The 17147-nt window shown below is 55.8% G+C and carries 22 protein-coding genes; 2 read left to right on the forward strand and 20 right to left on the reverse strand.

What is annotated here, in order from left to right; all coding sequences use genetic code 11:
* Positions 1 to 12 precede the first annotated feature (12 nt).
* The 20 genes from dxs to NQZ67_RS04425 all read right to left on the reverse strand — a co-directional run bounded on the left by dxs (position 13) and on the right by NQZ67_RS04425 (position 15436).
* The gene (gene dxs / locus NQZ67_RS04330) at positions 13 to 1911 is read right to left on the reverse strand and encodes a 1-deoxy-D-xylulose-5-phosphate synthase (RefSeq protein ID WP_257443383.1); all 1899 of its coding nucleotides are present in this window, start codon (positions 1909 to 1911) and stop codon (positions 13 to 15) included.
* Positions 1912 to 2039: 128 nt separating this feature from the next.
* Positions 2040 to 2954 (reverse strand): polyprenyl synthetase family protein, encoded by a 915-nt coding sequence (locus NQZ67_RS04335; protein ID WP_371825262.1) that lies wholly within the window; start codon positions 2952 to 2954, stop codon positions 2040 to 2042.
* Positions 2955 to 2956: 2 nt separating this feature from the next.
* Positions 2957 to 3211: an exodeoxyribonuclease VII small subunit gene (gene xseB, locus NQZ67_RS04340; RefSeq protein WP_257443078.1), complete on the reverse strand. Its 255-nt coding sequence runs from the start codon at positions 3209 to 3211 to the stop codon at positions 2957 to 2959.
* Positions 3189 to 4565 carry an exodeoxyribonuclease VII large subunit gene (gene xseA / locus NQZ67_RS04345; protein WP_257443079.1) on the reverse strand — a complete coding sequence of 459 codons (1377 nt, stop codon included), beginning with the start codon at positions 4563 to 4565 and terminating at the stop codon, positions 3189 to 3191. The genes xseB and xseA overlap by 23 nt, the downstream gene beginning before the upstream one ends.
* A 7-nt stretch (positions 4566 to 4572) precedes the next feature.
* The gene (gene folD / locus NQZ67_RS04350) at positions 4573 to 5433 is read right to left on the reverse strand and encodes a bifunctional methylenetetrahydrofolate dehydrogenase/methenyltetrahydrofolate cyclohydrolase FolD (RefSeq protein ID WP_257443081.1); all 861 of its coding nucleotides are present in this window, start codon (positions 5431 to 5433) and stop codon (positions 4573 to 4575) included.
* Between the two features lie 49 nt (positions 5434 to 5482).
* Positions 5483 to 5926, reverse strand: coding sequence for a transcription antitermination factor NusB (gene nusB / locus NQZ67_RS04355; RefSeq protein WP_257443082.1), 444 nt, complete (start codon positions 5924 to 5926; stop codon positions 5483 to 5485).
* Between the two features lie 112 nt (positions 5927 to 6038).
* The gene (locus NQZ67_RS04360; RefSeq protein ID WP_257443084.1) at positions 6039 to 6269 is read right to left on the reverse strand and encodes a DUF2273 domain-containing protein; all 231 of its coding nucleotides are present in this window, start codon (positions 6267 to 6269) and stop codon (positions 6039 to 6041) included.
* Between the two features lie 14 nt (positions 6270 to 6283).
* On the reverse strand, positions 6284 to 6841 hold the full coding sequence (amaP, locus tag NQZ67_RS04365; protein ID WP_257443085.1) for an alkaline shock response membrane anchor protein AmaP: 558 nt from the start codon (positions 6839 to 6841) through the stop codon (positions 6284 to 6286).
* 99 nt (positions 6842 to 6940) lie between these two features.
* A complete protein-coding gene (locus NQZ67_RS04370) occupies positions 6941 to 7348 on the reverse strand; it encodes an Asp23/Gls24 family envelope stress response protein (RefSeq protein ID WP_257443086.1) in 408 nt (135 codons plus the stop codon).
* 117 nt (positions 7349 to 7465) lie between these two features.
* On the reverse strand, positions 7466 to 8839 hold the full coding sequence (accC, locus tag NQZ67_RS04375) for an acetyl-CoA carboxylase biotin carboxylase subunit (RefSeq protein WP_257443088.1): 1374 nt from the start codon (positions 8837 to 8839) through the stop codon (positions 7466 to 7468).
* 46 nt (positions 8840 to 8885) lie between these two features.
* Entirely contained in the window at positions 8886 to 9383 is a 498-nt protein-coding gene (accB, locus tag NQZ67_RS04380) for an acetyl-CoA carboxylase biotin carboxyl carrier protein (RefSeq protein WP_257443090.1), read from the reverse strand.
* 182 nt (positions 9384 to 9565) lie between these two features.
* Positions 9566 to 10183 (reverse strand): SpoIIIAH-like family protein, encoded by a 618-nt coding sequence (locus NQZ67_RS04385; RefSeq protein ID WP_257443091.1) that lies wholly within the window; start codon positions 10181 to 10183, stop codon positions 9566 to 9568.
* Positions 10184 to 10223: 40 nt separating this feature from the next.
* Positions 10224 to 10853 carry a stage III sporulation protein AG gene (spoIIIAG, locus tag NQZ67_RS04390; RefSeq protein WP_257443093.1) on the reverse strand — a complete coding sequence of 210 codons (630 nt, stop codon included), beginning with the start codon at positions 10851 to 10853 and terminating at the stop codon, positions 10224 to 10226.
* Positions 10854 to 10878: 25 nt separating this feature from the next.
* Positions 10879 to 11607, reverse strand: a complete 729-nt coding sequence (spoIIIAF, locus tag NQZ67_RS04395) for a stage III sporulation protein AF (protein ID WP_257443094.1) — start codon at positions 11605 to 11607, stop codon at positions 10879 to 10881.
* 54 nt (positions 11608 to 11661) lie between these two features.
* Positions 11662 to 12891 (reverse strand): stage III sporulation protein AE, encoded by a 1230-nt coding sequence (gene spoIIIAE / locus NQZ67_RS04400; protein ID WP_257443103.1) that lies wholly within the window; start codon positions 12889 to 12891, stop codon positions 11662 to 11664.
* Positions 12888 to 13292: a stage III sporulation protein AD gene (spoIIIAD, locus tag NQZ67_RS04405; RefSeq protein ID WP_257443104.1), complete on the reverse strand. Its 405-nt coding sequence runs from the start codon at positions 13290 to 13292 to the stop codon at positions 12888 to 12890. Before spoIIIAD ends, spoIIIAE begins: the two co-directional genes overlap by 4 nt.
* A gap of 9 nt (positions 13293 to 13301) precedes the next feature.
* Positions 13302 to 13505, reverse strand: a complete 204-nt coding sequence (gene spoIIIAC, locus NQZ67_RS04410; RefSeq protein ID WP_257443106.1) for a stage III sporulation protein AC — start codon at positions 13503 to 13505, stop codon at positions 13302 to 13304.
* A gap of 15 nt (positions 13506 to 13520) precedes the next feature.
* The gene (spoIIIAB, locus tag NQZ67_RS04415) at positions 13521 to 14036 is read right to left on the reverse strand and encodes a stage III sporulation protein SpoIIIAB (RefSeq protein ID WP_257443108.1); all 516 of its coding nucleotides are present in this window, start codon (positions 14034 to 14036) and stop codon (positions 13521 to 13523) included.
* Entirely contained in the window at positions 14033 to 15079 is a 1047-nt protein-coding gene (gene spoIIIAA / locus NQZ67_RS04420) for a stage III sporulation protein AA (RefSeq protein ID WP_257443111.1), read from the reverse strand. Before spoIIIAA ends, spoIIIAB begins: the two co-directional genes overlap by 4 nt.
* 90 nt (positions 15080 to 15169) lie before the next feature.
* Positions 15170 to 15436, reverse strand: coding sequence for a YqhV family protein (locus tag NQZ67_RS04425; RefSeq protein ID WP_257443113.1), 267 nt, complete (start codon positions 15434 to 15436; stop codon positions 15170 to 15172).
* Positions 15437 to 15571: 135 nt separating this feature from the next.
* Here NQZ67_RS04425 and comA point away from each other — a divergent pair, with 135 nt between their 5' ends.
* The gene (comA, locus tag NQZ67_RS04430) at positions 15572 to 16399 is read left to right on the forward strand and encodes a phosphosulfolactate synthase (RefSeq protein ID WP_257443115.1); all 828 of its coding nucleotides are present in this window, start codon (positions 15572 to 15574) and stop codon (positions 16397 to 16399) included.
* 17 nt (positions 16400 to 16416) lie between these two features.
* The gene (locus tag NQZ67_RS04435) at positions 16417 to 17127 is read left to right on the forward strand and encodes a 2-phosphosulfolactate phosphatase (RefSeq protein WP_257443122.1); all 711 of its coding nucleotides are present in this window, start codon (positions 16417 to 16419) and stop codon (positions 17125 to 17127) included.
* Positions 17128 to 17147 lie beyond the last annotated feature (20 nt).

The following is a 17147-nucleotide window of genomic DNA, read 5'->3' on the forward strand; positions in this document are numbered from 1 at the left end:
TCTCCTTGCGTCCTATGACTGACCTGTCGCGCGTTTCATGATGCGGGGAAGCATGCCGCGAAGCTCGTTCGCCGCCCGTTCGGCCGTTAAGCCCACTTCCTCGCGCTGCTGCGCGATCGATCCATGCTCCACGAACAAATCCGGAACGCCAACGATCTTCACTTGAACGTCGAAGATGTTGCGCTGCGAATAAAATTCGAGCACCGCGCTGCCGAAACCGCCCAGCTCGGAGCTTTCTTCCAGCACAAGAATTTTTTTGCCTTCGTCGGCGAGTCTTAGAAGCATCGCCTCGTCAAGGGGCTTAATGAAGCGCGCGTTAATGACTTCCGCGCTCAAGCCTTCCCGCTTCAATTGCTCCGCCGCCTGCTCCGCGACCTCGACCATCGGTCCAAGCGCTAGAATCGCGTACGTGTCGCCCGGTCGAATCGTCTCCCAGGTTCCGATCGGAATCGGCTGCGGATCGGCTTCAAGCTCAACGCCGACGCCGTTAATGCGCGGGTAACGAATGGCGATTGGCCCCTCGTCGTAGAGAATCGAAGTCTTCATCATACGTCTAAGCTCGTTTTCGTCCTTCGGCATCATGAGCACGAGATTCGGCACATGGCGAAGGAACGCGATATCGTAAACGCCTTGATGCGTCTCCCCGTCCGGTCCGACGAAGCCGGCCCTGTCGATGGCGAATACAACGTTGGCGTTCTGCCTGCAAATGTCATGGACGACCTGATCGTAGGCCCGCTGCAGGAAAGTGGAGTAAACCGCGTAAACGGGCTTCAGCCCTTCCATGGCCATAGCGGCGGATAGCGTCGCCGCATGCTGCTCCGCGATTCCTACGTCGATCATGCGATTAGGGAATTTTTCTGCGAACTCCATTAAGCCCGATCCCCCGGGCATTGCCGGAGTGATGGCGACGATACGTTCGTCCTTCTCCGCAAGCTCAATCAGCATATCGCCGAAAATTTTAGTGTACATGGGAGGTCCGACGGCCTTGACCATTTGGCCGGATTCGATCTTATATGGAGAAGCGCCGTGCCACTTATGCGAATCGGCTTCCGCGGGCTGATAGCCTTTTCCTTTGATCGTAAGCACATGGACGAGGACCGGTCCGGGAACGGAGTCCGCTTGCTTTAGAATTTCCAGCAGGCCTTCCATGTCGTGCCCGTCTACAGGTCCTAGATACGTAAGTCCGAACTGCTCGAACAAAATGCCGCTGACGAGCAAATACTTCAAGCTGTCCTTGAATCGCTCGGCTGTCTTCGCAAGCTTGCCGCCTATCGCCGGTATTTTGTTCAGCAGATGCTGAAGTTCGTCCTTCGCCTTCTGATAGTGCCGGTCCGTCCTAATCTTTCCCAGGTAATGATGCAAGGCGCCGACGTTCGGAGCGATGGACATCTCGTTATCGTTCAGGATGACCATCATGTTCCGTTTCTCGTGGCCGATATGGTTGAGCGCTTCGAGAGCCATGCCGCCGGTCAAAGCGCCGTCGCCAATAACGGCGACAACCCGGTTGCTGCCTCCCTTCAAGTCTCTGGACAATGCCATGCCCATGGCCGCCGACAGGGATGTGGAGCTGTGCCCCGCTTCCCATACGTCATGCTCGCTCTCCGAGCGTTTGACGAAGCCGCATAAGCCTTTATATTTGCGCAGCGTGTCGAATTGATCCTTGCGGCCCGTTAAAATCTTGTGCACATAAGATTGATGGCCGACGTCGAATATAAACTTGTCATCGGGACTATTGAATAAATAATGCATGGCCAAGGTCAATTCAACGACGCCGAGATTCGGCGCCAGATGACCGCCCGTTACGGACAGCTTCTCGATTAGGAATTGCCTAATCTCCTCGGCTAGCTGCTCCAGTTGGGCTACCGTCAACCCTTTTAAGTCGAGAGGTCCGTTAATTTGATTCAGCAGCACGTTGCAATCCTCGCTTTCCGCTGTCGAGAACAACCGATGAAGTCGTCCTTGAAACGTCTACATTTTACCTATTATAGCATAAGGGCGGGGGCAAAACCCAAATAACCGCCTCTCTTAATACGCCGGTGTCAATGATCGCGTTGCACTAAATAATCGGCAATCTGCAGCAATCTTTCCGGCTCCGCAAGCTCGGCTTCCAGAATGGCGGCTTTAGCCTCGTCCGTCAGACGGTTTACCGTTGCTTTGCTTTCGTCCAGGCCGACCAAGTACGGGTAAGTCACCTTCTGCTGAGCCACATCGCTGTTGATCCTCTTTCCAAGCTTGCCTTCATCCCCGATCAAATCGAGGATATCGTCTTGAATTTGGAACGCCAGCCCGATGTTTCGCGCGTATTTCGAGAGCAGCTCGAGCTGTTTCTCCGTTGCTCCGCCGATTCTCGCTCCCGCCTTGACGGAGAAAACGATTAAATCGCTTGTTTTGTGCAGATGGATGTATTCAAGCTGCTCCGCCGTCGTTATGCCCTGCTCGCCGAGCATATCCGCCGCTTGTCCTCCGACCATGCCGGAGGCGCCGGCATACGTCGCCAAGTCTTCGACGATCGCAAGCGCGGTTTCGACCGGTACGCCATTGCGGCGCGCCGCCTGCGGAATGAGCCGAAACGCGTGCGTGAGCAGCGCGTCGCCTGCAAGTATCGCCATCGCTTCTCCGAAAACCTTGTGATTCGTAAGCTTCCCCCGGCGATAATCGTCATCGTCCATAGCAGGCAAGTCGTCGTGAATCAACGAGTAAGTATGGATAAATTCTACCGCGCATGCGACGGGCAGCGACGCTTCCCAGGCGCTTTCCGATCCGCGTACGGCTTTGGCCGCGCTCAGCACGAAAGCGGGACGAATACGTTTGCCGCCCGCTTCGAGCGAATAATGCATCGCTTCTCGAAGCGGGGCCGGAATATCCCATTCCGCTGGCAAAGAAAATCTGAGCGCCGCTTCGGTTGTCTCGGCGCATGCTTTCAAATATTCACGAATGTCAACGCCTGCGTTCAAGCTTATTCCCCTTTATCCTCGTTTGCTGCAACAAACGGTTTTTTCTGAAAGCCGTTCTCGGATACCATTAGCAGCTCGATTTTACTTTCGACCTGCTCCAGCTTGCCCCCGCACAGCCGGGATAGCTTCATCCCTTCCTGGAAAAGATCGATAGCGGTTTCCAGCGGCACGTCTCCGCTCTCCAGCTTGGCCACGATATTCTCAAGCCTTAACATCGCTTCTTCGAAGCTAAGCTCATCGAGCTGTTCCGTCTTCATCGTTATTCCCTCCTTCAATTGAATGAACGATACAATTTATTCCGCCATCGGCCAGCTTCACCTTCACTTCTTGACCGACGGCCGCCGAACGGACGGATTTGATCAAGTGCCCTTCCGATTGATCGTACACGAGGCCGTAACCCCTGGCCATTACCTTAAGCGGACTTAACGCGTCAAGGCGGCCGATTACGCCGCGCAGCTGCAGCTTATGCTCCTTCACGAGCGCGCCCGCTGCAATCTCGAGTCCGCGGGTTGCGCCTCCCAGGCGCTTGGCCGCATACTGCAGCGCTTCTCCCGGATGATGGGCGGACAGCTTCGTTTGCAAATTTGACAACCGGGCGCCCTCGCGGGCCGTCGTTATTCCGAGCCGGGCCGCTAGCTGCTCCGTCAACCGGTCCAAGCGCTGCGCCTGATCCAGCATGTAGCGCTTCGGGTGCAGGAAGAACGGGGACCTCTTCAGGCGGTTAAGCCGTTCGCTTTCGTGATTCACCTTCATTCTCGCCGCGGCGAGAAGCCTCTGCTTCAATCGTTCCGTTTGCTGCTTCAATTCCGCAATATGGGGAACGGCGAGCTCGGCCGCCGCCGTCGGAGTCGCTGCTCGAAGATCAGCCGCGAAATCAGCGATCGTGAAGTCCGTCTCATGGCCGACAGCGCTGATGATTGGAACTTGCGAGGAAACGATCGCTCGAGCGACCGCTTCTTCGTTGAACGCCCATAGCTCCTCCAGCGAACCGCCGCCCCGGCCGACGATCAAGACGTCGCACTCCCCGAAGCGGTTCATGGCTTCGATCGCGGCGACGATTGACGACGCGGCTCCTTTGCCTTGGACGAGCACCGGATAGACATATACCGGTATAAGCGGATACCTCCGCTGCAGCGTCGTCATAATATCCCGAACGGCAGCGCCCGTCGGAGAAGTGATAACCCCGATCCCTTTCGGGAACGCCGGGAGCGCTCGTTTCCGGGAAGACGCGAACAGGCCTTCCTCGTCCAGCTTCTTCTTGAGCTGCTCGAACGCCAGATAGAGGCTGCCTATCCCGTCGGGCTGCATGGCCATGACGTAGAACTGATAGTTGCCGTCGCGCTCGAACACGGAAATGTTGCCGCGGGCGATCACCTTGGCGCCTTCCTTCGGAATGAAGGGCAGGCGGGCGTTATGGGAGGCGAACATCACGCATTTCAACCGGGAATCACTGTCCTTCAGCGTAAAATACATATGCCCGCTCGAATGGTGCGTAAAGTTCGAAATTTCGCCGCGCAGCCATACGTCTCCAAGAACAACGTCGTTTTCCAGCTTCATCCTGATATATTTGTTAAGTTCTTTTATGGAAAAGATTTTGGGCTGATTCCCCATGCCGAACCTACACCTCGATTCCGTTAGCCCTCTTCGCAGCGGTAATCGTGTTTTTCATCAGCATCGTAATCGTCATCGGTCCAACCCCGCCAGGTACGGGCGTAATGTAGCCGGCCGTCTCCAGGCAATCCTCGTAATGCACGTCGCCTACAAGCTTGCCGCTCGGCAAGCGGTTAATGCCTACGTCGATAACGACCGCGCCCGGCTTCACGTATTTGCTGTCGATGGCCTCGGGCTTGCCGATCGCCACGACCAGAATGTCCGCCTGTTTGGCAAGCTCCTCCATATTCGCCGTACGGGAATGGCAAATCGTGACCGTGGCGTTCTCGCGCAGGAGCAGCATCGCGACAGGCTTGCCGACAATGTTGCTTCTGCCGATCACGACGGCGTGCTTGCCGGCAATGTCGACGCCGCTTCGTTTGATCAATTCAATGACGCCCGCCGGAGTACAAGGCAGAAGACTGTCGTCGCCGATCGTTAAGTTGCCGACGCTTTCGGGATGGAATCCGTCAACGTCCTTCTCCACGCTGATCGCGTCGATAACCGCTTTTTCGTTAATATGCTTGGGCAGCGGAAGCTGGACCAAAATTCCGTTGATGCTCGATTGTTCGTTCAGTTTCTGTATAAGGGCGAGGAGCGACTCCTCGGAAGCATCCCCCGGCAAACGATGCACCTCTGAATAAATGCCCAGCTGCTGGCAGGCTTTCTCCTTCGACCCTACGTACACCTTGGAAGCCGGATCGTCCCCCACAAGAACAACCGCCAATCCCGGAACGACGCCCCGTCCTTGAAGACCGGCAACTTCCTCCTTCATTTCCACGCGAATTTGATCCGATATCTTTTTCCCTTCGATTATGTAAGCGCTCATCCGTTTCTCGTCTCCTCTGTTTATGGCTTGTCCATGCCTGAGCGGCACGTTAAGATTTCAGCTCGTCCACTTCCTGCAGCAGCTTTCCCAGCACGCCGTTAACGAATTTACCGGACTCTTCGGTGCCGAAGTGCTTGGCCAGCTCGATAGCTTCATTGATTGCGGCTTTCGGCGGCACGTCGTCGCGGAATACAATCTCGTAACAAGCGAGTCTTAGCACTTGCCGGTCTACCCGCGACAGGCGATCGACCTGCCACCCCGTCAGAAACTGCTGCAGCATGCCGTCGATTGCTTGTTTTCTCTCCAGCACGCCGAATACCAGCTCGCGCGCGAATTCATCCGTGCTTCCGATTTCCTTGGGATCCGCGCCGATTTCGTTATCCTGGCGAAGCTCGTCCATCAGCATGTCCACCGCTTCGGCTGCCGTGACCTCGTTCATTTCCATTTGGTATAGACTCGATACCGCTATTTCCCTTGCCAATCTCCGTTTCATGCGTCCTCCACATCCGTTCTCTTGCTTTCTTATATTTGAAAAAAACTATGATCTCCTCCCTGCCCCGAATAAGCGGCTGTCCGAAATCCGGAGTACGGAGGAGACCACAGCGTTATCGAAATGGCCTGAATCGCTCCAGCAGCTCGTACCAAATCCGCTGCCAAGGAAACACCGGTCCATCCGAATGCTCTTTCTGCTTGCCAATCCAATAGCCGATGAAAACGAGCAGTGCCACGAATAGCATATCCCAGAATCCAAAGGCCAAATAAACGATCCCGGCCAGCAGTCCCGCGGCAACGCCGACCAACCGTTTCCAATACGTGTTCCAGATCTCCCTCCACATCTAGCCCACCACCTCTATTCCACGCGGCTCTTGATCGTATTCGTCTGGATTACGTTTGCGATAAATACGGCTACGTTCACGACCGGTATACCGGTAATGTCTTCGATATGGGATTTGACCGCGCGTTGGATGTCCTCCGTCAAGGAAGGAATCGCATGCTCGCCGTCAATAACGGCGCGAAGAATAATCTCGAGTCCGTCGTTCGATGCGCGAACGCGCGCGCGCAGGTCCTTCACGCCTTTTTGTTTGGAGGCTGCCTTCAGGGCCAAGTTCTCGATCGTCTCCATCGAAATGCGGATATCGCCGAATTCCGTGCGCTGATCGATAGAATGGGTATTCGCCCCGCCTCTCAAGAGAGACACGAAGAAAAAGCGCAGGCTGATCAAAAATAAAACGATGCCGGTCACGCCAACCGCGATGGAAATAGCATCTGATCGGTAGACTTCGTAAAGGATGTCTTCGGCCAAATCGTTTTTCAACCAATTAAAGCCTACGCCTATCAAAATGACGGAGACTACGCCTATCGCAATGCTGTACAGGAATAGCAGAAGCTTGTCCAAAACCTTCATCAACGCATGCCAACCTCCCGTTGGGCCGAATAAAACCCCCTTGCGCCGAGCGGCATGCCCAATCACGAGGGGGTTGTACAAAAACCATATCTGCTTATTCTATTATTTCACCCGCAGCTGGGCATCTTCATCATCGATTCGTTCGGCTGGCTTGAAATAAACGTCATGGATATGAACATTTACTTCCACAACGTGAAGCCCCGTCATGATCTCTATGGAGCGCTTCACGTTCTGTTGAACCTCCGACGCGATTTGGGGAATCTTGTTGCCGTATTCGACGATAACGGATACATCGACCGCCGCTTCCCGTTGGCCGACTTCGACCTTCACGCCTTTGGATAAGTTTTTGCGGCCCAGCAGCTCTGCGATTCCGCCGGCAAAACCGCCGCTCATCCCGGCAACGCCTTTAACCTCGACGGTCGCGAGACCAGCTATCACTTCGATGACTTCAGGTGCAATCTGAATCGTACCGATTTCTGTTTTCTCGTACTCCGCAGCTATCGTACTCATGTTCGCAGTACACCTCCCTAAATTCGCGCGAGCTCGGCCCTTGCCAAGCCATGTTCCGCATCTTATCTCTATACTATAACATTCAGCCTGAAATATGACAAACTTGGCAAGCTTGTTTTATTCCGCTTTGCGGACCGCTTCCGGATCGTTAATGTCATACTCCTCAAGAAATTTAATGTCGAAATCGCCATTCACGAACTTAGGATGGTTCAGCAGCTTCAGATGGAACGGAATCGTCGTCCGGATCCCTTCGATCGCGAACTCCGACAGCGCGCGTTTCATCCGGGCAATCGCTTCCTCGCGGGTAGCTCCCCAGACGATAAGCTTCGCGATCATGGAATCGTAGTGCGGCGAGATCGTGTAGCCCGGATACACCGCGCTGTCCACTCTGACGCCCGCGCCGCCCGGCGGCAGGTAGAACGGAATGTTGCCGGCCGACGGCATGAAATTGCGCTCGGAATCTTCCGCGTTGACCCGACACTCGATCGCCCAGCCCTTAATTTGCAGATCCTCCTGACGGAACGACAACGGATTGCCTTCGGCCACGCTGATCATCTCTTTGATCAGATCGACGCTCGTGATCATCTCCGTAACCGGATGCTCGACCTGAATGCGCGTGTTCATCTCCATGAAATAGAACTTGCCGTCCGGCCCCAGCAGGAATTCCAGCGTGCCTGCTCCCGCGTAATCGACGGCGAGCGCCGCGCGAACGGCCGCTTGCCCCATCTGCTCGCGAAGCTCCGGCGACAATACCGGGCAAGGCGCTTCCTCGACAAGCTTCTGGCGCCGGCGCTGCACGGAGCAGTCGCGTTCGAACAGATGGACCGCGTTGCCGTGCTTGTCGGCCATGATTTGAATTTCGACGTGCTTCATGCCCGTCAAATATTTCTCCAGATAGACGCCGGCGTTGCCGAACGCCTTCTGAGCTTCCTGCTGGGCGGTCGTAATCTGGCTAATCAGCGACTCTTCGTCTTCCGCGATGCGGATGCCTTTGCCGCCGCCGCCCGCCGTTGCCTTGATGATAACCGGATAACCGATATCCCGGGCGATCATGACCGCTTCGTCCATGCTCTCGATAAGTCCGTCCGAGCCTGGAATGATCGGCACGTTCGCCGATTTCATCGTCAGCTTGGCAACCGCTTTGTCGCCCATTTTGCTGATCGCCTCAGGAGACGGTCCGATGAAGGTAATGTTGCATGATTCGCAAATTTCCGCGAAATCGGCGTTCTCGGCGAGAAAGCCGTAGCCGGGATGAATCGCGTCGCATTCCGTTATCGTCGCGACGCTCATAATATTCGTCAAATTCAAATAGCTGTCCTTGGACAATGTCGGTCCGATGCAATAAGCCTCGTCCGCCAGCCGGACATGCAGAGAGTCGCGGTCCGCTTCGGAATATACCGCGACCGTGCTGATGCCGAGCTCGCGGCATGCCCGAATGATCCGAACCGCGATTTCTCCGCGATTGGCGATTAATATTTTTTGGAATTTCACGTAGGAACCCCTTTCGAAGACAATTGCCCGAGCACGGGCTGACGCGTTAGTCCGCTTTCACGAGGAAGAGCGGCTGTCCGTATTCAACCAGTTGACCGTTGGAAACCAATATTTCGACGATTTCGCCGTTCACTTCGGCTTCCAGCTCGTTCATTAGTTTCATAGCTTCGAGGATACAGACGACCGACTTCTCCTGCACGCGGTCTCCTACCTTGACGAACGACGATGCTTCCGGAGACGGCGCGCTGTAGAACGTGCCGACCATCGGCGATACGATCTGATGAAGATCGGCTGCCGGCGCTTTCGCCGGAACCGCTTCCGGCGCAGCGGCTTGGACGGCCGGCGCTGCCGCCGGCTGCGCTACAGCGGCTACAGGGGGTTGCGAATATGTATGCGTAGTTGGAGCCGCTTGCACATTCACCACTTCGGTTTTAACGGGTTTACGGATATGCAGGCGCGCGCCTTCGTTTTCGATTTCGAGCTCCTGAACGGATGTTTGGTCGATCAGCTTGACCAATTCTTTAATCTCGCTCAACTTGAACATGAACGTAATCACTCCTCTTCGTCACATAACGTTTTGTATTATACCATAAAGCGGCGTGAACACGAACCATTTTTTGTACAAGTCCGGAACCTTGGCTTCTGCCTTGCGTTGTAGAAAAAACTCCGCCCCTCCGGCAGTTGCCAGAGACAGACGGAGCTTCCTATTCCTGCATGCTCTTTCGATTATTGCGGTTCAGGCACGTATTGCACGGAAACTTGGTCGGCGTCCACTTCCATGGAGGTCATGATTTGGTCGATAATGCTTGCGGCCTCTTTCTTCTCCAGATTCTCGCTTGTGACGATCACTTTGTAGCGGTCGTTCTCTTCCGAGATGAGAGCCATGCTGTACTGCTCCTTGAGCGCCGTTTCGAGCTCCATGATCTTTGTATGCTTCTCTTCCAGCATATCGACCTGCGCCATGGCCTCCGCCGATTTTTCGGGATTGTTGCTCATGTTCGTCACTTCCGCATACAAGCGGTTCAACTCTTCCTCGTTCTGTTGATCGCGCTTCGCGATCAGCTGGCTGAACAAGCTGTTGTCCACATAGCCCTGCTCCTCAACCTGGTCGAGAATGTCTTGTTCCGTCGGTCCCTCCGCGCTTTGGTCGCCCGCTTGTACGATTTCGTCGGGCACGACCTCGCCGCTGCCGCCCACGACTTCCGTTACGCCCGGGTTCGGCTGGTTGCTGCCCGACAGCTTGTCGGCGTCGTCCAAATCCTGCGTGAACAAGTAATAAGCGGAGAGCACAACCATCAGACTGAGCATCGATACGAGCCAAATCGTTTGTCTTTTTGTATTCATTATTATTTCCTCCCAATAATTGGTTTATAATCGCATTTCATTATTGCTTGCTCGGAATAACCGAAATCCGGTTTGTCGAAACGCTTAGTCCTCTTTCCACCGCATGAATGATGAGCTGTCTGACCGTGGCGTTCTCCGCTCCTTTGGCTACGATGATGACGCCCCGGATGCGGGGATTGAGCGTCTTCGTGATGATCGGCTTCTGGTCGCCCGACACTTCGTACAAGACGACTTTGCCTTCCTTGTTAATCGAGGTGATGTGCCTCACCCCCCCGTTCCGATCATTCTCGTCGGTAATGGACTGCGACTCGTTTTTTTCCTGCGCGACCACGATTTCTTCCGTCGATTCCACGGTAACCAGCACGTTGACGCCGTCTACCCCCACGATCTTCTCCAATATATCCTTGAGCCTGGATTCCAGCTTGCCTTCGATCGTTTCGAAAGGGGAGCCCGCTGACGCGTTCTGACTCCACGCTTCCTCGGCACTCGGCGGCGGATTCGGATCCTGCGCGGGAGACTCGACGTCCCTGTAAGGCAGGAAGGAATTAATCAGCATGAGCGCCGCCCCTATGCCGCCCACGATTAACAAGATGCGAAGCGTCCGGATCCGCTTCGGACCGCTTGGTCCGCCTCCTACCGCCGACTCCAGCCCGTCAAGCCATTTCGCCATGCGTCATCGCCCCCTCTCGCAAAAGTCATCCTGCAGCTGCGCCACCCGGTATGGCGCGAACCGTCGTCTGGCCCGGCTTTACGCCCCAGCCCCGCGCCAAAACGCCTTGGATCGCGTTCGCCGCTTGTTCGCTGGGCATTGCGTAGCCTTCATTAGACTCCGCCGCCCGCTCGCCGGCCGGTTCTGTCTTGCCGTCTTCCTCGACGTCTACCCTAATGTCCACCGGAGCGACCGCTTCGATATCGGGCGGTTGACTCGCCTTGCCATCGTCAGCACCGGTCTTCGGCGCGGCGAGCGTGACGATGACGTTATCAATCTCCGGAAGCTTCTCCCCGTTGCCGCGCTCGTCCCAATGAAGCCCGACGTCGACCGATTCGATGACCGCGCCAGTCTCCTCCTCGATCGCCTGCTTCATCGATTCCTCCAGCGCGGCCGCCGTCATTCTGCCCGCTTCCTCCATCCGCTGCGTCTGGATCGCTTCGGCCCGCTTCTGAATTTCCTCCAAGCTTGGCATCTTGACCTCGTTTTGCATCGTTCGTTCGTCCCATAGCTCCATTCCAGCATGCAGTCTATCGCCGAAATCCGACTGTATTAGCCTAAGCACCGGCGAGAGAATCGTCAGGAGGATGAAGAGACCGACCACGAGCCTCGCATAACGCTGCATCGCTTTGTTCGGAAGCAGCAGCTCCACGAGCACCGCGAGCAGGATCACCGCAATGATGTCCCTCAGCCAATCGCTTAACCAACCGATCACATTCAGCTCACCTCCTAAAGAGTTTTCTGTAGGAAAACTCACTTCGTAAGCCCCCTACCGAACCATGAGCGCCGCGTTGCCCGCCGTCAAAATAATCGTCACCGCCAAGAAGAACATGAGGCTGACGGCGGCCAATGCGGCGAACACGTAGATCATCGTCTTCCCGATCGTCTGCAGGCAGGCGACGATCGGAGAATCCCCCAGCGGCTGCATGACCGCGGCCGACAAGTTGTAGATGAGCGCAAGGGTCAATATTTTCAGCGCCGGGAACGCGCATAAGAAGAGAAGAATGATGACTCCCGCTAGTCCGATCGCGTTTTTCGCCAGCATCGAAGCCGATATGACCGTATCCGCCGCATCCGAGAACATGCGCCCGACGACCGGAACGAAGTTGCCGGTCACGAATTTGGCCGTCCTCAGCGTCACGCCATCGGTCACGGCTCCCGTCGCACCCTGGACCGATATGACTCCCAGGAATATCGTGAGCAGCACGCCCAGCGTTCCGACCGCAATCGTCCGAAGCAAATTCGCTAGCTGCGTCACCTTGAATTTATCCGTCAGCGAGCTGGCGATATGCAGCACGGCCGAGAAGAAGAGCAGCGGGAAGACGACGGTATAGATCGCGGTTCCGACCGCGTTGATCATGAAGATGATGAGCGGGTGAAGCACCGATACCGTCACAAGGTTGCCCATCGAAGCAAGCAGCGTCAGCAGGAGCGGCACCATGGCCAGCATGAACGTCATCATATTCTCGATCGCTTCCCTCGCGTAGCCGATCGCCACATGGAAGCTGTTGACGGCGATTATGATAAGCACCATAAACGTGATCGAGTGGGCGACCTTGCTGATGGAATTGCGCTCGAAGGCGTTCTGCAGCGTCTCGAGCACCATGCTGAACACCGTCAGCATCACGATCGTTACCAGCAGCTTGCCGTTGTAGAGCACTTCGTGAAGCAAGTAACGAAGCAGCCCCGACAGCACATCCGACATTTTGAAGCCGCCGCCCGGCATCAGCATCTCCTTGAAGCCAGGCATCCGTTGATCGGGGAAATATCCGCCGTATTCGTCGCGAAGCTTGTTCCAGTAATCCTCGACGGGTTCGGTTTCGTTCTCGATCAGCTCCGCCTGCTCCTCCATTAACCGCTCAACCTGCGCGCCGGAGGATGGAGACTCCGCCTCCGAAGCGTGAACCGGCGCAAGCGAGTAGATCGCGAAGCAAATCCAGAGGACCAGATACAGCCTGGCCTTCGAACCGCGGTCCGCCCTATTCTGCAGCGATCTCATGTCCCGCCTCCTCCGGAAGGCAGCATGCCGATTACCGTTTCCACGATGACGTTAATGATCGGGATGGCCATGACCAGAATAAAAACTTTGCCGGCGAACTCGATTTTCGAGGCGATGCTTTCCTGCCCGGCGTCTCTTACGATCTGGGCGCCGAATTCCGCGATATAGGCGATGCCGATAATTTTAAGCACCGTCTGCAAATAGATGGAAGGAATACCTGCGCGGTTCGCCAGGTTTTCCAGCACCGTGATGACGGCCTCGATTTTTCCGATCACGTACAGGAATATGAATAAGCCCGTAAACGCCGCCAGAAGGAATGCGAACATCGGCTTCTGCTCTTTGACAACGAGTATGAGCACGGTTGCCATAAGGCCGAGACCGACGATTTGTATAATTTCCACCGCGTTCACCTACTGGAAGAGAAAGATCGTTTTAATTTCCTGGAACAGATCATTTAGCAGCCGAACGACCATAAACAATACCACCACAAATCCGATGAGTGTAACCCAATGCGCCATGTCTTCCTTCCCCATCTGCTTCAGAACGGAATGAATCATTGCGATAATGATGCCGATTCCAGCGATTTGAAAGATGGCGCTGACATCCATATCCATAAGTAGCGCACCCTCTTACAACATCAAAATGATGATCAGCACAGCGAGCAAAGCTCCGAGACTTTTCCACATCTTCTCATATCGCCTTTGATCGTCTTTTGCCGCGTCCTCTTCTGCCTGTAATTGCAATAAGGCCATTCGCAGATGCTTCATCTGATCCTCCTTGTCGCTTATGCCCAGCGTTGAGCCCAATCTTAGAAGTACGCCTTGCTCGCTTGCCTTCATCGACGTCTCGTTCCAGCCGCGCTTGATAGACTGCTCCCAGCATTGCTGGAAGGTCAGGCCGTCCGCCATGCTCAATCGCTCCGCCGTTCCGCCGAAGAGCGAAGCGACCGGCTCGCTTGAAGCCTCGGCCGTTCGGAGAAGCGCTTCGGGCAAAGGCGTATGGCCGTACCCGATTTCCGTCTCGAGCCGCTGAAGCGAATGCGACAGCTGTCTGATCTGCTTGGGCCTGTCGGCGAATCGTGCCGCTTGCTGGAAGCCGATCAGCGTCCCCGCGATGAGAATGAGCAGCGCGCCCAGCAGCTTCATGTGTCGCCCGCCCGGCCCCGGCCCGCACCTGCGAGACCTAACGCGCCGAAAACCGAAGTCTGATCCTTTCCTCTTGCACTCGGCTGCTGAGCGGCGCTGCCCGTATTCGTGATCCGGTGGAGAATGCCGTCAGGCGATCGTCTAAGCTCGACAAGATGGGCGAATGTGCCTTCGGCGATCAGCCTGGCGAGTTCAGGCCGGCCCTTCGCGTCCTGCACGTCGTAGGCGTGAGCCGTTGCCACGACGCTTACGCCCGCATGGCTTGCTTCGCGTATGGCGTCCGCGTCTTCGGGCCGCCCGATCTCGTCCACGACGAGCACCTCCGGAGACATCGATCGCAGAAGCATCATCATCCCCTCCGCCTTCGGACAAGCGTCCATCACGTCCGTTCTCGGCCCGATATCGAAGGTCGGGATGCCGCGGACGCAAGCTGCGATCTCGGATCTTTCGTCTACAATTCCAACTTTTTTGCCGGGGAAGGACAGATGCTCTAGCGGTCCGGAATTGCCATAGCTGAGCATTCTGGCGATATCGCGAACGAGCGTCGTCTTCCCTTGCTGGGGCGGAGCGAGAATAAGCGTAGAGCCGATCGTCCCTCTGCCTGCGTCCATTAGCTTCGGCAGCAGATGGGAAGCGGCGCCGATGACTTCGCGGGCGATCCGAATGTTGAACCCCCCGATGTCTCGTATGCCGCGAACCACTCCGCCGTCCAGGATCGTTCGCCCGGCTAGTCCGATCCGATGGCCCCCCGACACGGTGATGTACCCTCTTCGCAGCTCTTCTTCCATTGCGTATAACGAATAATTCGTGATGCGTTCCAGCAGCTTGCGGCATTGCTCGGGAGAAGGCTTGACCGCACCAATTGCATCCAGCTTCATGGTCCCGTCCGGAGTAACGAAACGAAATCCTCCTCGATAAGCGATTTCCAATGGACGGTTCTCGCGTATGCGTATCTCTTCCAATGACCCCTTAACCTCCGCCGGCAGTCCTTCCAGCAATCGCTTCAGCTCCAGCGGCAGCAAATGGGAAACATGGGACAGCATCCTTCCTCACCCCCGATGTTTGTCTGATGTCGTTACATATGTATGCTTGTCTCATGGATTTATGAATAAAACTGCTAGATTCGGAGTCTGCTATTTTTTCAAAATGCCAACCATCAGACATGTGACGCCGACGGCTACCCATATGAATTTGGAGGCGGAAAGCTTATCGGACAGTCCTACCAATCCGATCGTCGTCGTCGCGATGAGTACGAGCGGTCCAACGAGCGCAAGCGAAGAATTAACGACGAGCGCCTTGTCGATTTGGTTCAAACGGAGCATGATTAGTGCCGCGCAAATTTCGAGGCTGCCCGACAGCAGCCGAAGCATGGCCATGCTCAGGACAATTTTGTTCAGCAACCCTTTTCCCTCCCTTCGGTTCTTCGTCTCTTTCACTATATGCGTGCTTGTCTGCATTTCATGCCGCACACCTGCCCAGTGGTGCCTGCATATAGTGGAGAGTACGTTTATCAAGCAAGCGGGGAGATTGGGAAGATGAGAATTGCTGAACTAGACAACTGGCATCAGCTATTGAAGGACCCTAGCTGCAAGCGCGGCTCCGACCGGAGTCAAGGCCTGGGCAAAACCATGGTCATCGACAAGGGTATGGGCATACACTCGTTCACCGATTTCGTTCAAGTTGCCGGACCGTATGTCGATATCATCAAGATAGGCTTCGGCACGGCCGTCCTCTACAGGCCTGAGGTGCTTCGCAAGAAGCTGGAGCTCGCCGCCTCCAGCGGCATTATCACCATGCCGGGCGGAACGCTCCTAGAAGCCGCGGTTCAGCAAGGAACCGTCCATTCGTTCCTGGAAACGATAAGCGCGCTCGGCTTTACGGGGATTGAGGTTTCGGACGGTACGATCGAGATGGATCGCATGAAGAGAACCAAGCTGATAAAAGATTGCGTGCGTCGCGGCTTAACGGTGACGACGGAATATGGGAAGAAGGCGGCCGGCTCGCTTATCGATCCGGAGGAGCTCGCATTCACCGCTCAATGCGACTGGGAAGCCGGGGCCGAGCTCGTGACGATCGAAGCGAGGGAATCGGGCGTTAACGTGGGACTATTCGATGAGAAGGGGCAATGCCGGGAAGATGTGCTAGACGAGGTGATAGGCAAATTCGGCAAATTCGATATGCTGATGTGGGAAGCTCCGATGAAGAGCCAGCAGGCCGATTTGCTGCTGCAGTTCGGCCCTTCCGTTCATCTCGGCAACATCGCGCCGGCCGACGCGCTTGGGCTCGAAGCGATGCGGAGAGGACTTCGGTCCGATACGTTCCAATTCGGACAAAGAGCGGAGTATACCGATTACATGATTTAGAAGGAAGGTAGCGTGTCATGCAGGTCCAAGTCATATCCAGCGTAAAAGAAGCATGCTCGGCCAAATTTACGCAAAAAACGGCGATTGCCATCGATGTACTCCGGGCGACGAGCACGATTGTAACCGCTCTTGCATCAGGTGCGTCCAGCGTCGTGCCTGCGGAGACGGTCATGGATGCCAAGGCGATTCAGCGGCCGGGGGACGTGATGGGGGGCGAGCGGTTCTGCCGCAAGATCGCAGGCTTCGACCTCGGCAATTCGCCGAAAGAATATGAGGAGAGAACGGTGAGCAACCGTCGAATCATCCTGACGACCACCAACGGCACGAGAGCCATTCACAAATCGATGCGGGCGGACTACGTGCTTGCGGCGTCTCTGCTAAACGCGGAGGCTTGCGCGCGCGCCGCTCTCGACCTAAAGCGCGACATCGTCATTCTGTGCGCGGGCAGCCATGACGATTTCGCGATTGAGGACGGATTATGCGCCGGCCTTCTCGTCGACCATTTGAAGGAGATAAGCCCGATCCCTATCGAATGCGATGATTTCGGCAACGCCATGCATGCGATGTACCGGGACCGATCCTCCCGCATTTTGGAGACGCTGCTGGGCAGCGCGTCCGGCAAACGGCTTCAGAAGCTAGGCTCGAGAGAGGACATTGAGGACTGCGCGCTGGTCAATTCGAAAGGGGTCGTTCCCTTCCTGAGCGGGGAGCAAATCATTCTGCGATGAAGTGCAGCCAGTCATATTGC

This window comes from Paenibacillus soyae, assembly GCF_024623455.1.
In the GTDB taxonomy this organism is placed as follows: domain Bacteria; phylum Bacillota; class Bacilli; order Paenibacillales; family Paenibacillaceae; genus Pristimantibacillus; species Pristimantibacillus soyae.

What these genes read in the sequence shown, in the direction of transcription:
- spoIIIAB (WP_257443108.1), bottom strand. Translation starts at nt 14,036, where the DNA reads ATGAAGCTGCTGGGCGCGCTGCTCATTCTCATCGCGGGGACGCTGATC.
- spoIIIAA (WP_257443111.1), bottom strand. Translation starts at nt 15,079, where the DNA reads ATGCTGTCCCATGTTTCCCATTTGCTGCCGCTGGAGCTGAAGCGATTG.
- NQZ67_RS04370 (WP_257443086.1), bottom strand. Translation starts at nt 7,348, where the DNA reads ATGAGTACGATAGCTGCGGAGTACGAGAAAACAGAAATCGGTACGATT.
- spoIIIAG (WP_257443093.1), bottom strand. Translation starts at nt 10,853, where the DNA reads ATGGCGAAATGGCTTGACGGGCTGGAGTCGGCGGTAGGAGGCGGACCA.
- folD (WP_257443081.1), bottom strand. Translation starts at nt 5,433, where the DNA reads ATGAGCGCTTACATAATCGAAGGGAAAAAGATATCGGATCAAATTCGC.
- xseA (WP_257443079.1), bottom strand. Translation starts at nt 4,565, where the DNA reads ATGGGGAATCAGCCCAAAATCTTTTCCATAAAAGAACTTAACAAATAT.
- nusB (WP_257443082.1), bottom strand. Translation starts at nt 5,926, where the DNA reads ATGAAACGGAGATTGGCAAGGGAAATAGCGGTATCGAGTCTATACCAA.
- spoIIIAC (WP_257443106.1), bottom strand. Translation starts at nt 13,505, where the DNA reads ATGGATATGGATGTCAGCGCCATCTTTCAAATCGCTGGAATCGGCATC.
- NQZ67_RS04435 (WP_257443122.1), top strand. Translation starts at nt 16,417, where the DNA reads ATGCAGGTCCAAGTCATATCCAGCGTAAAAGAAGCATGCTCGGCCAAA.
- spoIIIAE (WP_257443103.1), bottom strand. Translation starts at nt 12,891, where the DNA reads ATGAGATCGCTGCAGAATAGGGCGGACCGCGGTTCGAAGGCCAGGCTG.
- accB (WP_257443090.1), bottom strand. Translation starts at nt 9,383, where the DNA reads ATGTTCAAGTTGAGCGAGATTAAAGAATTGGTCAAGCTGATCGACCAA.
- NQZ67_RS04360 (WP_257443084.1), bottom strand. Translation starts at nt 6,269, where the DNA reads ATGTGGAGGGAGATCTGGAACACGTATTGGAAACGGTTGGTCGGCGTT.
- xseB (WP_257443078.1), bottom strand. Translation starts at nt 3,211, where the DNA reads ATGAAGACGGAACAGCTCGATGAGCTTAGCTTCGAAGAAGCGATGTTA.
- comA (WP_257443115.1), top strand. Translation starts at nt 15,572, where the DNA reads ATGAGAATTGCTGAACTAGACAACTGGCATCAGCTATTGAAGGACCCT.
- NQZ67_RS04385 (WP_257443091.1), bottom strand. Translation starts at nt 10,183, where the DNA reads ATGAATACAAAAAGACAAACGATTTGGCTCGTATCGATGCTCAGTCTG.